A 15,598-nucleotide genomic window follows, 5' to 3' on the forward strand; every position below is an offset into this window, starting at 1 on the left:
CATGGACACGCGACCGGAGCTGTTCGAGCCGCCCGCGCCCGTCCCGCGTACCGGCATTCCCTCGCGGCTTGAGATCATCCGTACGGTTCTGCGAAACCCGCTCGAGCTTTGGGGGGAGCCTTCCTACACGCTTCCCTGGATCGAGACGAAGTTCATCAATCAGCGGACGCTCATCGTCAACGATCCCGGGCTCATCCGCTACATCCTCGTCGAAAATGCCGGCAATTACGAAATGTCGAACGTCCGGCGGCTGATTCTGCGCCCGATCCTGCGCGACGGCCTTCTGACGGCGGAGGGCGAAGTCTGGAAACGGTCGCGCAAGGCGATGGCGCCGGTTTTCACGCCAAGGCACGCAAAAGGCTTTGCCGGCCAGATGCTTCGCGTTTCTGAGGAATTCGTCGACCGCTACGCGCGCGCGGCCTCGGAACCCTTCGTCACCAATGTCGCCGTGGACATGACCGAACTCACCTTCGAGATCCTGGCCGAGACGCTCTTTTCCGGCGAGATCGCCGTCGAAAAACAGGGCTTCGCCGCCAATGTCGAGGAATTGCTGCATCGAATGGGGCGCGTCGATCCGATGGACCTCCTGGTTGCGCCGGGCTGGGTTCCGCGGCTGACCCGCATCGGCGGCCGGAAGGTGCTCGACCGTTTCCGCGGCGTCGTTTCCGAAACGATGTCTCTGCGCCGGCGACGGATGGCGGAAGCGCCCGGCGAGGTCCCGAACGACTTCCTGACCCTGCTTCTGCAGCTGGAAGGCCCGGATGGGCTTTCGACCTCCGAGATCGAGGACAATATTCTCACCTTCATAGGTGCCGGCCACGAGACGACCGCACGAGCGCTCGCCTGGTGCTTTTATTGCATCGCCAATACGCCCGCCTATCGCGAGACGATGGAAGAGGAGATCGATTCGGTTCTTGCGGGCGGCGCCGATCCGGTCGACTGGCTCGGACGCATGCCGCATGTGCTTGCCGCCTTCGAGGAGGCGCTGAGGCTCTATCCGCCGGCGCCGTCCATCAACCGCGCGGCGATCGAGGAGGATGCGTGGACATCCCCGGAGGGCGAGCGCGTGCCGATCCGCAAGGGAATATCGGTGCTGGTCATGCCCTGGACGCTCCACCGGCACGCGCTCTACTGGCAAAAGCCCCGCGCCTTCATGCCGGAGCGCTTCCTTCCGGAAAACCGGGACAAGATCAACCGCTTCCAGTACCTGCCTTTCGGCGCTGGCCCGCGCGTCTGCATCGGCGCGACCTTCGCTCTGCAGGAGGCGGTCATCGCGCTCGCCGTGCTCATGCACCGCTTCCGCTTCGACCTGACCGAGAAGACCAATCCCTGGCCCGTGCAAAGGCTGACGACGCAGCCGAGGGGCGGATTGCCCATGCGGGTGTCGGTGCGGGTGAAGTAGGCGCTCAGCGCCACGCCCGCCGTCAGACGCGCAAAGGTCGCTGCCGCGCGATGGTTTTTCCCGAAAATATGTCCTATCACCGGACAGACCTCTTCTAGGCCCTCACCATTGGACTGAGCAAAAATTGACCTCGCATCTTCTCCTCGGCATCGACACCGGCGGCACCTATACCGATGCCGTTCTTTTCAGCGAAGCGACCGGCGTCGTCGCCAAGGCCAAGGCGCTGACGACCCGGCACGATCTCGCAGAGGGCGTTTCCGGCGCCGTGGAAGCCGTGCTCGCCAAGGCCAAGGTGCCGGTTTCGGCGATCAGCCTCGTATCGCTCTCGACGACGCTTGCAACCAATGCGCTGGTCGAAGGGCAGGGTGGTCGGGCCGGCCTGATCATGATCGGCTTCGGTCCGGAAGACCTGAAGCGCGACGGTCTTCAGGAAGCGCTCGGGTCGGACCCGGTCCTCTTCCTGCCTGGTGGGCACAACGTCCATGGCGGCGAGACGCCGCTGGACATGAGCGCGCTCGACGAGGCGCTTCCGGCGCTCGCGTCTCAGGTTTCGTCCTTCGCGATTGCCGGCTATTTCGCCGTCCGCAACCCGGACCACGAGAAGCGCGTGCGCGATCGCATCCGCGAGGTCTCGCACCTGCCGGTCACCTGCAGCCATGAGCTTTCCTCCAAGCTCGGCGGCCCGCGGCGGGCCCTTACGACGCTTCTGAATGCGCGGCTGGTCTCGATGATCGACCGGCTGATCGGTTCCTGCGAGGATTTCCTCCAGGCTCGCGGCATCGACGTGCCGATGATGGTGGTGCGTGGCGACGGAGCGCTGATCTCGGCGGCGGAAGCGCGGCTGCGGCCGATCGACACGATCCTTTCCGGCCCGGCCGCGAGCATCGTCGGCGCCCGTTATCTGACGGGCCTCGACAATGCGGTCGTCTCCGACATCGGCGGCACGACCACCGATATCGCCGTACTTGAAAAGGGCCGTCCGCGCCTCGACGCCGAGGGCGCGGTCGTCGGCGGTTTTCGCACCATGGTCGAGGCGGTCGCCATGCGTACCTACGGCCTCGGCGGCGACTCCGAGGTGAAGATCAACGATCGCGGCCTCAAGGCCAAGCTCGATCTCGGGCCCCGCCGCTTTCTGCCCCTGAGCCTTGCGGCGGCGCTGCATGAGGAAGCTGTTCTGTCGGTGCTCGAAAAGCAGTTGCGGGCACCTCATGCGGGCCGCCATGATGGTCGCCTGGCGGTCCGGACCGGCTTACCCGGCCATCTGGCGAGCGGTCTTCAGCCGCAGGAGCAGGCCCTTTATGACCGCATCGGCATGGTGCCGGTGGCGCTTGCGGACCTTCTCGTCAGCACGCCGCAGAAGGCGACGCTGGATCGGCTCGTGGCACGCGGGCTGGTGCATATCTGCGGGCTCACCCCCTCGGACGCGATGCATGTTCTCGGAAGGCAGGCCCAGTGGAATGCCAAGGCCGCGCGCCTTGGTCTCGAGATCGCCGGCCGCACCAAGGACGGCTCGGGGCAGCCGATCGCTTCTTCCGTCGAGGCTCTTGCACAGATGATCGTCGACAGGCTGACGCGGCAGTCCTCGGAGGCCATCCTGCAGGCCTGCCTCAACGAGGACGGCGCCGGTGCCATCGACCCCGCCGCCTCGCTTTCCGTCGACCGGGCGCTGAAACGGGAGCCAGGCATCGTACGCTTCTCTCTCGGTCTCGACAGGCCGCTTGTCGGCCTCGGCGCTTCGGCGCCGGTCTATTATCCCGCTATCGCCGAAATGCTTTCCACGGAGGTTGCGATCCCGGCCGAGGCAGATGTAGCAAACGCCGTCGGTGCGGTCGTGGGCCAGGTGCGGGCGACCGTCACCGTCTTCGTGACGACGCCGGAAGAAGGCATTTTCATCGTTAACGGCGCGGGCGCGAGCGAGCGCTTCGTCGATCAGCAGGAGGCCTTCGGCGTCGCCCGCCGGCGCGCTGAAAGGATGGCGCTGGAGAGCGCCCGCGCCAATGGCGCGGAGGAACCGGCCGCGACGCTTTGGGAAGAGATCGACGCGCCGGAAGTGGAAGGCAGCCGCAAGCTGATCGAGGCACGCTTCATCGCCTCGGCAAGCGGTCGTCCGCGTATCGCGCATCACGAGTTTTGATCTTTTCCATTCCGGAAACAATTCTTCGCATCCTTGCGGAATTGACAGGGAATGGTTTGATGCGAGAGTGTCCCCGCATGAGAGCGGGGCCAAGGCGCTTTTCCTTCCGGGCACCGCTTCTATCTATTGCAATAGGAAGACTGGATTCAGGAGCTTGGCATGGACCGCGTTGAGAAATATGGCTTGCAGATCGATGCGGGGCTCCATCGCTTTCTGATCGAAGAGGCGATGCCGGGCACCGGCGTCGAGGCGGAGCGGTTCTTCTCCGCCTTTTCGGATATCGTTCACGATCTCGGACCGAAGAACCGGGCTCTTCTCGGCAAGCGCGACGAACTGCAGGCCCAGCTCGACGGCTGGTATCGCGAGCATGGGGCGCCGGTAGACATCGAGGCCTACGAAGCCTTCCTGCGGAAGATCGGCTATCTCCTGCCGGAGGGGCCCGACTTTTACGTTTCGACCGCAAATGTCGATTCCGAGATCGCAACGATTGCCGGTCCGCAGCTGGTCGTGCCGGTGATGAACGCCCGTTATGCGCTCAATGCGGCCAATGCCCGCTGGGGGTCGCTCTACGACGCCCTCTACGGCACCGATGCGATAGCCGAGACCGACGGGGCCGAGCGCGGCAAGGGATACAATCCGAAGCGCGGTGCAAGGGTCATCGCCTGGGCGCGAGAATTTCTCGACGCGAGCGCTCCGCTGGCGGCCGGCCGCTGGAACGATGCCAAGTCCTTCTCGGTCGAAGGCGCGACCCTCACGATCACGCTTGCCGACGGCACGAAGATCGGTCCGCGCAATTCCGTCCAGTTCGCCGGCTATGCCGGTGATCCCGCGTCGCCGTCCGAGATCGTTCTTCGCCGGAACGGCCTTCACATCGTGATTGTCCTGGATGCAACGACACCGATCGGCAAGGCCGACGCCGCCGGCATTTCCGACGTCATTCTCGAGTCGGCGGTCACCACCATCATGGATTGCGAGGATTCGGTTGCGGCCGTCGATGCCGAAGACAAGGTGCTCGTCTACCGCAACTGGCTCGGGCTCATGAAAGGCGATCTCGAGGAGGAGGTGACCAAGGGCGGCAGAGCGTTCATCCGGAGTCTTAATCCCGACCGGACCTACACGGCGCCGGATGGCGCGACGCTGACGCTGCCGGGACGGTCGCTGATGCTGGTGCGCAATGTCGGCCACCTGATGACCAATCCGGCGATCCTCGACCGGGACGGCGAAGAAGTGCCGGAAGGCCTGATGGACGCCATGGTGACGGCGCTGATTGCGCTTCATGATATCGGCGAGAACGGTCGGCGGGCGAATTCGCGCAGCGGCTCCATGTATGTGGTCAAGCCGAAAATGCACGGGCCGGAGGAGGTCGCCTTCGCCTGCGAGATATTCGCCCGCGTGGAAGCGGCCCTCGGGCTTCCCGCCAACGCCATGAAGATGGGGATCATGGACGAGGAGCGGCGTACGACCGTCAACCTCAAGGAATGCATCCGGGCGGCCCGCGAACGGGTCGTCTTCATCAATACCGGCTTCCTCGACCGCACCGGCGACGAGATACACACTTCGATGGAGGCCGGCCCGATGATCCGCAAGGGCGACATGAAGCAGGCGCCATGGATCTCGGCCTATGAAAACTGGAATGTCGATATCGGTCTCGAATGCGGGCTCTCCGGCCACGCCCAGATCGGCAAGGGCATGTGGGCGATGCCGGACCTGATGGCGGCGATGCTGGAACAGAAGATCGCTCATCCCAAGGCGGGCGCCAACACGGCCTGGGTGCCGTCGCCGACGGCTGCGACGCTCCACGCGACCCATTATCACCGCGTCAACGTCGCCGAAGTCCAGGCCGGTCTCAAGAGCCGCCCCCGCGCAAAGCTCGCCGATATCCTCTCCGTGCCCGTCGCCGTGCGGCCGAACTGGACCGAGGAGGAAATCCAGCGCGAACTCGACAACAATGCCCAAGGCATTCTCGGCTATGTGGTGCGCTGGGTCGATCAGGGTGTCGGCTGCTCCAAGGTGCCCGACATCAACAATGTCGGCCTGATGGAGGACCGGGCGACGCTGCGCATATCGGCGCAGCATATGGCGAATTGGCTGCATCACGGCATCGTCAGCGAAGCGCAGATCGTCGAGACCATGAAGCGCATGACGGCGATCGTCGACGGACAGAACGCCGGCGACCCGAATTATCGGCCGATGGCGGGCCGCTACGAAGAGTCGATCGCCTTCCAGGCGGCGCTCGATCTCGTGCTCAAGGGCCGCCAGCAGCCGAATGGCTATACCGAGCCGGTGCTTCATCGTCGCCGGCTGGAGCTGAAGGCGAAACAGCGGACATAGGAGCTTCAGACGAAGATCCGTCCCTCATCCTGCGAACGCGCGATCGCGCCATCACGGCAAAAAGAAAGGGCCACCCGGCATCCTCCGGGCGGCCCTTTTCCTTCGATGTAGCGCAGCCGTTACTGCTGCACGACGACGCGTGCGTTGCGGCCCGGGCGGACCCGGGAATAGAGATCGATGATGTCCTGGTTCATCAGGCGGATGCAGCCGGACGAGGCGGCGGTGCCGATCGACGACCATTCCGGCGTTCCGTGCAGGCGGAAGAGCGTGTCCTTGCCTTCCTTGTTGAAGAGGTAGAGGGCGCGGGCACCGAGCGGATTGCTGATGCCCGGGCCCATCCCGGCCTCGACATATTTGGCCACTTCCGGCCTGCGCTCGGCCATCTCCTTCGGCGGATGCCAGGTCGGCCATTCCTGTTTCCAGGCGACATAGGCCTCGCCTTCCCAGGCGAAACCCTGCTTGCCGACGCCGATCCCGTAGCGGACGGCCTTGCCGCCGGGCAGCACGTAATAGAGAAAGCGGCTCGGGGTGTTGACGACGATCGTGCCCGGGCGTTCCTTCGTCGGATAATCGACGATCTGGCGATGGAAGCGCTGGTCGACGCGGTTGATCGGAACGCCCGGCACGGCATATCCGTGGTCCTCAACAGGGCCATAATTGCCGGAGAAGATCTGATTCGTCGCCACTTTCTCGCCCTCAGGAGAAGGGCCGGCCGTGGTTGTGGTCTGCGAGCAGCCGGTAAGGGCGAGGGTGGCCGCCAGGCTGCACAGAAGGAGAGCGTTGCGGAAGCGCATGATGGTCTCGTAAAAGAGGTGAGGAAAATACGGGGAGGGTGTCCGGCCGTCAGCGCCACCAGCTTATTTTCTATTGCCCCGCGGTGCGCAAGGGACCGGGCCGCCGCAATATGGCCGAAAGGTGTAAATTCCGTGACGATTGTTTTTTTGCAACAAGCCACCCCGCAGCGCCGCATGTCTCATCAGGCGCGCCAAGGCCAGCAGCAATGACCATCCTGTCTATCCACGGGGACAATCCGCTTGCAGACGGACGCCAGTCCGAGCGGGCGATGAGGGTGCGCCGCGGCGTTCAGCGTCTGCTGATGGAACTGCGCCACGCGGCTCTGCCGGAACTGACGCTTGCCAGCGGTCGGCGGGCCGATCTCATCTCGCTTTCGCCCAAGGGCGAAATCTGGATCATCGAGATCAAGACCTCGATCGAGGACTTCCGCGTCGATCGCAAGTGGCCGGAATACAGGCTCCACTGCGACCGCCTTTTCTTCGCCACGCATGCGGAAGTGCCGCTCGATATCTTCCCGCAAGAATGCGGATTGATCCTTTCCGACGGCTATGGGGCGCATATGCTGCGCGACGCACCGGAACACCGCCTGCCGCCGAATACGCGAAAATCGGTGACCAGCGCCTTTGCCCGCACCGCGGCGCAGCGGCTGACGCTCGCCGAGTGGGCGGCCGAGCGGAATGGCGAGCTCGGCCAGTCGATTCGCGACATCGTCGGCGGCGAACGGGATTAGCGAAGAATTGCCCCGCACCCCCGGGGGAGGGGAACTGCAGAAGAAGTCGCGAGTCTCACCTTCGCTCCGCCTGCGGAGAGAAGGTGGCCGGCAGGACGGATGAGGGGGAGGTACGAGGCGCTGTCAATACCCGCCCGCTATTTCGGCGCGCGTTTCGCCAGGATGCGCTGCAGGGTCCGGCGGTGCATGTTGAGCCGGCGGGCCGTTTCCGAAACATTGCGCTCGCACATTTCGTAGACGCGCTGGATATGCTCCCACCGCACACGATCGGCCGACATCGGGTTCTCCGGGGGCTCGACGCGCTCGCCAGGGCGTTGAATCAGCGCCGCGAGTATATCGTCGGCGTCAGCGGGCTTGGCCAGATAATCGAGCGCTCCGAGCTTCACGGCATTGACCGCGGTCGCGATGTTTCCATAACCCGTCAGCACGATCATCCGCGTATCGTCGCGGCGTCCGCGGATCGCCTCGATCACGTCGAGACCGCTGCCGTCGCTGAGCCGAAGATCGATGACCGCGTGTTTCGGCGGACGGGTCTTGGCTTTGGCAATGCCTTCGGCGACCGATTCGGCGATCTCCACGGCGAAGCCGCGCGCTTCCATGGCGCGGGCGAGGCGCCGCAGGAAGGCCGTGTCGTCATCGACGATCAGGAGGCTCTTGTCAGGCCCGATCAGGTCCGCATCCGCGGTGTGAGTACTTGGCGCAGGCGTCAATTTGTCGATCATTTCTAACCCGGTGGTTTGCTGGCCACTATGTGGGCTTTCCAATACTTGTCTTCAATAAACTGCCAAAAGTCATTTCGCCAGTTTCGTGTCCATCAGAACGCGCGGCCATTCGACGCTGACCCGGGCGCCCGGATGTTTCGGGCCGCCATTCTCGAAGCGTAGACGGGCACCGGAACGCTCGAGCAGCGTCTTGGCGATGAAGAGCCCGAGGCCGAGACCGCCGGCACTGTCGTCCTTCTGGCGCCGCGTCACATAGGGTTCTCCGATCCGCGCCAGGATGTCCGGCGAAAATCCGTCGCCGTCGTCCTCGATCGTCACCCGCACGCGCTCGGCCGTGTGTTCCGTCGTGACGGTCACCTTCTTGCGCGCATAGTCGATCGCGTTCTCCAGAAGATTGCCGAGACCGTAGAGTATGCCTGCATTGCGGAGGCCGACGGGTTCCGACGCGCGGTCGCCCTGCTCTTTCAGTTCGATTTCGATTCCGAATTCGCGATGCGGCGCCATCACCTCCTCGATCAAAGACGAGAGCGGCAGAAGCCGCATATGCTCCTCGCTTTCGGACGAAAGCGTCGTCAGCCGCCTCAGAATGTCGCGGCAGCGCTCGCTTTGGCTGCGCAGGAGATGAACGTCCTCGCCGAAGCGCGGATCGTCGCCGAGTTCCCGTTCCATCTCCTTGGCGACGACGCTGATCGTCGCAAGCGGCGTTCCGAGTTCATGGGCGGCGGCGGCGGCGAGGCCGTCGAGCTGCGACAGGTGCTTCTCGCGCTGGAGTACGAGCTCGGTCGCCGTCAGCGCCTCGGAAAGTTCGCTTGCTTCGAGCGAGACGCGATAGGTGTAGAATGCGGCGAACGCCGTCATCGAGACGATCGCGAACCAGATGCCTGCCGTCAGCACGCGCGGCATCAACAGAACGGTGCCAGGATACCAGGGCAGTGGGAAGGGGGAGAACGCAAGGGCCGTGACACCCACGACGGCGAGGCCGGCCAGCACGATACTCTGTGGCTTCGGCTGCGAGGCGGACGAGATGATGACCGGCACGCAAAGAAGCGGCGCGAAGGGATTGGCAAGTCCGCCGGTGATGAAGAGCAACGCAGTCAATTGCGCAAGATCGAGGCCGAGCAGGGAGAAGGCTGCCGGCGGCGTCAGCCGCTGCGTCGGCGGAAAGCGGAGTGTGAGAAAGACGTTGAGGAGCGCCAGGCAAGCGATCAGCACGGAGCAGGGAACGATCGGCAGCGGGAACTGCAGCCAGAGCGCGGTAACGATGACGGCGAGCGATTGACCGCCCACCGCCAACCAGCGCAGCCGTACGAGGGTCTGCAGCCGGAGGCTGCGATTGCTGTTCAGATCGTTGTAGAGTGTCGCGGCTGCCATGCGTTTCCGTTCCGCGATGCGGCCGCACGCGCGACCGGCATCAGTTCATCTTAGCGGACTTTATGCCGAACCCGGCAAATATCAAATGGCGCCGGATCGGGTGCGCCGTGGAGCTGCATTCGGCCACGCCGACGTGGCATGCGAGGAGAAGCCGAGCGCCCTTTCACCATCTACATCCCGCGCGGCTTGGCGCGCGTCGTCGGTATCGCATTGGCGGGGTCCTCCGGCCAGGGATGTTTCGGATAGCGGCCACGCATGTCGGCCCTGACGTCTTTCCACGATCCCGCCCAGAAGCCCGGCAGGTCACGGGTCGTCTGGATCGGGCGGTGGCCGGGGGAGATGAGCTCGAGGAGCAGCGGCAGCCGCCCGTCGCCGATCGCCGGATGCGTTTTCAATCCGAAGAGTTCCTGCACGCGGATCGAAAGGATGGGTTCGTCGCCATGGTAATGAATCGGATGGCGCTGGCCCGTCGGCGCTTCGAAATGAGTCGGCGCGAGCTTCGCGAGGACGCGCTGAAGATCGTAGGGAACGAGCGCCATGAGGCCTTCGGCGAGATCGCGACCCTTGATCCCGTCGATGCCGCCGGCGTTTCCCTGGAAGGGGACGAACCACTCGTCGAGGCGCGAGATCAGCGCCGCGTCCGACATGTCCGGCCAGGGATCGCCGATGGAGCGATGCAGGAAGCCGATGCGGTCGCGCAGCTGCTCCACGTCCTGCGGGAAGGGGACAGCGGCGAGCCCCAACTGCCGGATACCATCCGCGAGTGCCCGCGCCGCCGCCTCGCCGCCGGGGCGAGGCAGGGGTTTCTCCTCGAAGATGATCGCCCCGAGCCGCGTCACCCGGCGGGCACGCACCTGCCGGCTTGCCCGATCGAAGAAGCTCTGCTCCTCGGTGACGATCGCCTCCGGCATGTGCCCTTCGACATCCGACCGGTCTGTCTCCGCGGCTGCGAGCACCCGCTGTGCGCCGGCTCTGCCCGTAAGATCGGCAATAACCAGCATCCCGGCCGCTGCAAGCCGTTCCGTCTCGGGTATTTCGGCGCCGCGTCCGTTCGCCATGACGAAGCGGCCGCGCCCGCCGCGCTGCAGCGCGACCCGATCCGGAAAGGCGTGCATCAGCATGGCTCCGGGCGAAACCGGGTCTGGACTCGGCCTCTTCGACGCACCGAGGTCCGCGGCCATCCGCCTGGCCAGACCCCGGGCGGCCTCCGCCCGGTCGCTGCGCTCGCTCCGGAACCGTCGCAGCCGCTCTTCGACATCGATGCCGTTGCCGCCAAGTCCCTGCTCGGTAAGCATCACCGCAAGCAGGCATGCCTCTTGCGCCCGACCCTCTTCGGCGGCCGCAACCGCCATTGCCGCGAGCCGCACCGGCAGCGCCAGATCGCGGATCCTGCGGCCCCTCGGCGTCAGCGCTCCGCCGCCATCCAGCGCGCCGAGCTCGACGAGCAGGCTTCGCGCTTCGCGCAAGGTCGTCTCCGGCGGCGGATCCAGGAACTTCAGTGTCGACGGATCGGCCACGCCCCAATGGGCGAGGTCGAGAAGCAGGCCGGAGAGGTCGCTGGCAAGGACCTGCGGCGGCGTGAAGGCGGAAAGCGCCGCCGTCTGGCCGGAATGCCACAGGCGGATCGCAATGCCCGGTTCGGTTCTTCCTGCGCGTCCGGCTCGTTGATCGGCCGAAGCTCTTGAAACCCGCACGGTTTCGAGCCTCGTGATGCCGGTCGAAGCCTCGAAAACCGGCAGCCGCTGCAATCCGCTGTCGACGACGATCCTGACGCCGTCGATGGTGATCGAGGTTTCAGCGATCGAGGTCGCCAGCACGATCTTGCGCATGCCCTTCGGCGCCGGGCGGATCGCTGCGTCCTGATCTTTCTGGCTCAGATTGCCATAGAGCGGCACGATGATCGTGCCTTCTCCGAAGCGTCCGGCGAGACGTTCCGCCGTGCGGGCGATCTCCGCCTGCCCCGGCAGGAAGGCGAGGATCGAACCGTCTTCGCGACGGTGCGCTTCGGCGACCGTTCGGACCACCGCGTCCTCGACGCTTTCTCCGGCGTTTCGGTTTTCGTAGCGGATGTCGACCGGGAAGCTCCGGCCTTCGCTTTTCAGGACCGGCGTATCGCCGATCAGTCCGGCGATGCGCTCGACGTCGAGCGTTGCGGACATAACGACGATCCTGAGGTCCTCGCGCAGCGCCGATTGCACGTCCAGCGCCAGCGCCAGGCCGAAATCCGCATCGAGCGAGCGCTCATGGAATTCGTCGAACAGCACGGCGGAAATGCCGGAAAGTTCGGGGTCGTCGAGGATCATCCGGCTAAAGACGCCCTCCGTCACGACCTCGATGCGCGTCTTCGCAGATAGGCGGTTGTCGAGCCGCATGCGGTACCCGACGGTTTCGCCGACCTTCTCTCGCAGAAGTTCGGCCATGCGCCCGGCCGCGGCGCGGGCGGCGAGCCGCCGCGGTTCGAGCAGAATGATCTTGCCATCGCCGCGCCAAGGCTGACGGAGCAGGAAGAGCGGCACCAGCGTCGTCTTGCCGGCGCCGGGCGGAGCCGAAAGCACGACGGATCCCGCGGAAGCGAGCGCCTCGCCGAGGTCAGGCAGGATCTCGCGGACGGGCAGGGCGGGAAGCGCGCGCATTACGCTTGCTCCTCTTTCGCGATCTCGATCACACGGCCGCCTGCCGCTTCCGCATCGGAGGCGTCATGGGTCACGAGGATGGTCGGCAGCCCGGCCGACCTGGCCTTGGAAAAGACGAGCTCACGCGTCTGCTGCCTGAGCGCCGCGTCGAGATTGGAGAAGGGCTCGTCGAGAAGCAGGAATTGCGGTTCGGAAACGAGCACTCTTTGCAGCGCCACGCGCGTCTTCTGGCCGCCGGAGAGCGTGTCGGGATCGCGGTCGTAGAAGCCGGCGAGGTCCATCTCGTCGAGGGCCGCTTCTGCCAACCGCCGGCGCTTGACCCGTCCTTTGACAGCCGGAGGTATCGCGAAGACGATATTGCCGCCGACGGAAAGATGGGGAAAGAGCAGCGGATCCTGAAACAGGATCCCGGCGTGGCGCCGGTTGGCGGGAACGTCCGTCAGGTCCTTCTCCCCGATCAGGATGCGGCCGGTCACAGCGAATGCCGGATCGAGAAAACCGCCCGCAAAGGCGAGCAGGCTCGACTTGCCGGAGCCGGACGGCCCCATGACGGTCAGCACCTCACCCGGCGCGACGGCCGCCGAAATGGCGAGCAGAGTTCTGTCGCCCAGACGAATCGTCACGTCCGAGAGCGTCAGGCGTTCTGTCCTGGTCGGGGACTGTGTCCCGGCGGTTTCCTGCATTCACGTCCTCATTGCCCGGCGGTTGCGGAATAGCAATTGGGGCCCGAGCGACGCAACGAGAAATGCGAGAAAGGGCAGGAGTCCCTGAACCAGGGCATAGATGCCGATGACCCGACGGTCGCCGCCCGAGGAAAGGGCAACTGCCTCCGTCGTGATCGTCGCCAGCCTTCCGGATCCGACAAGGAGCGTCGGCAGGTAGAGGCTGACCGAAACCGCGAATCCGACGGCGAGCGCCGTGAGGCAGGCACGAAAGAGCAGCGGCAGCCGTACCGTGAAAAGGATTTCCAAGGTGGACCTGCCGAAGCCGGCGGCGATCTTTTCAAAGCGCGGGTCGAGCTCGCGCCAGGGCGCCGACAGCGACAGAAGCACATAAGGGAGCACGAAAAGAAAATGGACCGCCAGCACGCTCGCGAAATTTGGCGCAACCCCCGCCGAGAGCATCAGAACCTGGAGGCCGAAGACGAAGCTGATCTCAGGCACCAGCAGGGGCAGGTAAAGCAGCCGGTAGCCGGCCGCACTCTTCTGTCCCCCGCCAGCACCGTTCCGGTGGAGCAGGAGGATCGCGAACACGAGCGCGAACGCTGCCGCCAACAGGGCAAGCGCGATCGTGGTGAGAAGCGGGTGCCGGATTTGAGGCAGCGTTCGCATCCAGGTCTTCGGCGTGAGATTTCCAGGCAGAGCATCCGGAAAGGGCCAGAGGCCCGCGACCGACCAGATTGTAAGGAGGCCGAGGCCTGCGAAAATCGTGGCCGCACAGCCGGTCATGGCGAGGGCGCCCGCGGCGCGAAGTGCGCCGTCCCTTGCAAAGCGCCGCCCGGAAAAGGTCACGCGCGCCAGAGCGGCTTTTCCGACCCATTCGAGTGCGATCCAGGTCGCCATTGCCGCGACGACGACGCCGAGCTGCAGGAAGGCGCCGGCCGAGGCGAGAAATCGCGCGCCGAGGTCGTCATCTCCCGCCCATTGCGTCACTCGCACCGGCAAAGTCGGCGGCAGTTGCGGCCCAAGGATCATGGCGACGTCGACCGTGGAGACCGAATAGACCAGCACCGCGAAAACCGGCAGGCGGATCTGGCGGTAGAGGGCCGGCCAGAGGCAGACGACGAAGCCGGCCACAGGCCCGTAGCCGAGCGCCGCTGCAAGTCGCCGGGCCCGCAAAAGCGCGAGCTGCGGCAGGGCGGCAAGCATCATCAGGAACAGGAACGGTACTTCCTTGGTGACGAGCCCGGCGACCATCGTCAGCGCGAGAGGATCGTTTGGAAGAAGCCAGTCCGGCGGCCGCGTGAAGCCCGTCACTTCCGGCGAGATCAGCCGGAGCAGGAAGCCCGACGGAGCGACGAGGAAAGCCAGGGCGAAGGCGGCCGCCGCATGCGGAACCGCAAGCAGGGGAGAGACGACATGCTGGATGCGGGTGAAAACCGGCGTTCCTGCAAAGCCGGCGACGAACGTGCCGACGATTGCGACCGTCGCGACCGTCGTCAGCAGTCCGGCGGCAAGGCCGGTCAGGACGGAGCGAAGGATGTGCGGCTGGCGGGCGAGTTCGGTGAAATGGGCGAGCGTGACGTCAAAGCCGCCGAGTGCCGGCAGGTAGCCGAAGGCCGGCAGGACCGTGCCTGCAAGACCGGCAAGGATAGGGAACCCGAGAATGAAGGCGAGGAGCGCGTTTCCGCCGAGCCTAGTTGGCTGCGCCATAACGGCGGATCCATTCGGTTTCGATCCGGGTCATCCAGTCCGGGTGCGGTTCGTCGAGCGCGGGACCGAGTTCGTCGGGGCGGAGCGTTGCAATGCCGAGATCCAGCCGCTCGAAGGCGGATCGGTCGGATGCCGGAAGTTTGGCGAGTGAGAGAACCGTCGGGTCGCCCCAGATCTTCGGGTCCTGCTTGCGAAGCTGCGCCTCGGGCGAGAGGAGGAAGTCGGCAAGCAGAAACGCACCGGCCTTGGCCGACGCATTATAGGGAATGGCGACGAAATGCGTGTTGGCGAGCGTACCGCCTGAAAAGACGAAAGAACGCACCGTCTCAGGCAGCTCGCCATTGGCGACCGCGGAAGAGGCTTCCGCCGGATTGAAGGCGAAGATGATGTCCAGTTCCCCATCGGCGAGCTTCTGCTTCATGTCCGCATAGTTCTGCGGATAGGCCTTGCCCTTTCGCCACAAGAGCGGCGTGAGCTTGTCGAGATAGGCAAACAACGGCGCGACATCGGCCGCAAAAGTGGCGTCGTCGGCGGGTCTCTGCAGCTTGGCCCTGTCGTCGACGAGCTCGGTCAGCACCTGCTTCAGAAAGGAAGAGCCGGTGAAATCCGGAGGCTGCGGGTAGGAGAAGCGCCCCGGATAGGTCTCGGCCCATTTCAGGAGATCCGTCGCCGAATCAGGCAGGTCGCTCGTCTTTGTTCGCGCCGAGTCGTAGAAGAACACGAGCTTGGCGCCGCCCCAGGGACTCTCCAGCCCGTCGGTCGGGATAGTGAAATCGGTCAGTACCGTCGGCTTTGTTTCGTAGTCGACATAGCGCCAGTTCGGCAGCTTGGTCGCCCAGCCGGGGCCGTAAAGCAGACCGGCGCGCTTCATCGCGGCGAAGTTCTCGCCGTTGATCCACACGAGATCGATCGATCCGCCCTCGTCCTTTCCTGCGGTTTTTTCCGCGAGCACGGTCGCGGTTGCCTTTGCGGTGTCGTCGAGCTTCACATGGACGACGGAAACGCCGTAGCGCGCCTTCATCTCGTCGCCGGCCCACCTGATATAGGCGTTGACGTTTTCGGAGCCGCCCCAGGCGTTGAAATAGACCGTCTGGCCCCTCGCCTCGGC

The 15,598-nt window shown here is 65.0% G+C and carries 11 protein-coding genes (1 of these 11 only partly in view); 4 read left to right on the forward strand and 7 right to left on the reverse strand.

All coding sequences use genetic code 11. The features are described 5' to 3' along the window. Position 1 precedes the first annotated feature (1 nt). From SINAR_RS0127360 to SINAR_RS0127370, 3 genes are all read left to right on the forward strand, one after another. A complete protein-coding gene (locus SINAR_RS0127360; protein ID WP_028002046.1) occupies positions 2-1,402 on the forward strand; it encodes a cytochrome P450 in 1,401 nt (466 codons plus the stop codon). 124 nt (positions 1,403-1,526) lie between these two features. Then, on the forward strand, positions 1,527-3,536 hold the full coding sequence (locus tag SINAR_RS0127365) for a hydantoinase/oxoprolinase N-terminal domain-containing protein (protein WP_028002047.1): 2,010 nt from the start codon (positions 1,527-1,529) through the stop codon (positions 3,534-3,536). Between the two features lie 159 nt (positions 3,537-3,695). After that, complete coding sequence (locus SINAR_RS0127370; RefSeq protein WP_028002048.1) at positions 3,696-5,867, forward strand: malate synthase G; 2,172 nt, start codon at positions 3,696-3,698, stop codon at positions 5,865-5,867. A 119-nt stretch (positions 5,868-5,986) separates the two neighbouring features. Here the strand turns inward: SINAR_RS0127370 and SINAR_RS0127375 are convergent, their stop codons facing one another. Further along, positions 5,987-6,661, reverse strand: coding sequence for a L,D-transpeptidase (locus tag SINAR_RS0127375; protein WP_028002049.1), 675 nt, complete (start codon positions 6,659-6,661; stop codon positions 5,987-5,989). Positions 6,662-6,867: 206 nt separating this feature from the next. Between SINAR_RS0127375 and SINAR_RS0127380 the strand changes: the two genes are divergently transcribed. Further along, on the forward strand, positions 6,868-7,392 hold the full coding sequence (locus tag SINAR_RS0127380) for an MmcB family DNA repair protein (protein WP_028002050.1): 525 nt from the start codon (positions 6,868-6,870) through the stop codon (positions 7,390-7,392). A gap of 137 nt (positions 7,393-7,529) precedes the next feature. On the opposite strand, the gene actR is transcribed toward SINAR_RS0127380, so the two are convergent. From actR to SINAR_RS0127410, 6 genes are all read right to left on the reverse strand, one after another. After that, on the reverse strand, positions 7,530-8,114 hold the full coding sequence (gene actR / locus SINAR_RS0127385; protein ID WP_028002051.1) for a global response regulator transcription factor ActR: 585 nt from the start codon (positions 8,112-8,114) through the stop codon (positions 7,530-7,532). Positions 8,115-8,183: 69 nt separating this feature from the next. Continuing rightward, positions 8,184-9,485, reverse strand: coding sequence for an ActS/PrrB/RegB family redox-sensitive histidine kinase (locus SINAR_RS0127390; protein WP_028002052.1), 1,302 nt, complete (start codon positions 9,483-9,485; stop codon positions 8,184-8,186). 170 nt (positions 9,486-9,655) lie between these two features. Then, a complete protein-coding gene (gene hrpB / locus SINAR_RS0127395) occupies positions 9,656-12,118 on the reverse strand; it encodes an ATP-dependent helicase HrpB (protein ID WP_028002053.1) in 2,463 nt (820 codons plus the stop codon). Beyond that, complete coding sequence (locus SINAR_RS0127400; protein WP_028002054.1) at positions 12,118-12,801, reverse strand: ATP-binding cassette domain-containing protein; 684 nt, start codon at positions 12,799-12,801, stop codon at positions 12,118-12,120. The genes hrpB and SINAR_RS0127400 overlap by 1 nt, the downstream gene beginning before the upstream one ends. Continuing rightward, entirely contained in the window at positions 12,802-14,490 is a 1,689-nt protein-coding gene (locus tag SINAR_RS0127405; RefSeq protein WP_028002055.1) for an ABC transporter permease, read from the reverse strand. Continuing rightward, positions 14,474-15,598: the 3' portion of an ABC transporter substrate-binding protein gene (locus tag SINAR_RS0127410; protein ID WP_028002056.1), read on the reverse strand. 102 nt of this gene lie beyond the right edge of the window; the window shows 1,125 of its 1,227 coding nt (coding positions 103-1,227); its start codon lies beyond the right edge, outside the window; the stop codon is at positions 14,474-14,476. Before SINAR_RS0127410 ends, SINAR_RS0127405 begins: the two co-directional genes overlap by 17 nt.

Source organism: Sinorhizobium arboris LMG 14919 (genome assembly GCF_000427465.1).
GTDB classification, from domain to species: domain Bacteria; phylum Pseudomonadota; class Alphaproteobacteria; order Rhizobiales; family Rhizobiaceae; genus Sinorhizobium; species Sinorhizobium arboris.

Coding starts and splice junctions, on each gene's coding strand:
- SINAR_RS0127360 (WP_028002046.1), top strand. CDS start 2: ATGGACACGCGACCGGAGCTGTTCGAGCCGCCCGCGCCCGTCCCGCGT.
- SINAR_RS0127370 (WP_028002048.1), top strand. CDS start 3,696: ATGGACCGCGTTGAGAAATATGGCTTGCAGATCGATGCGGGGCTCCAT.
- SINAR_RS0127375 (WP_028002049.1), bottom strand. CDS start 6,661: ATGCGCTTCCGCAACGCTCTCCTTCTGTGCAGCCTGGCGGCCACCCTC.
- SINAR_RS0127380 (WP_028002050.1), top strand. CDS start 6,868: ATGACCATCCTGTCTATCCACGGGGACAATCCGCTTGCAGACGGACGC.
- actR (WP_028002051.1), bottom strand. CDS start 8,114: ATGATCGACAAATTGACGCCTGCGCCAAGTACTCACACCGCGGATGCG.
- SINAR_RS0127390 (WP_028002052.1), bottom strand. CDS start 9,485: ATGGCAGCCGCGACACTCTACAACGATCTGAACAGCAATCGCAGCCTC.
- hrpB (WP_028002053.1), bottom strand. CDS start 12,118: ATGCGCGCGCTTCCCGCCCTGCCCGTCCGCGAGATCCTGCCTGACCTC.
- SINAR_RS0127400 (WP_028002054.1), bottom strand. CDS start 12,801: ATGCAGGAAACCGCCGGGACACAGTCCCCGACCAGGACAGAACGCCTG.
- SINAR_RS0127405 (WP_028002055.1), bottom strand. CDS start 14,490: ATGGCGCAGCCAACTAGGCTCGGCGGAAACGCGCTCCTCGCCTTCATT.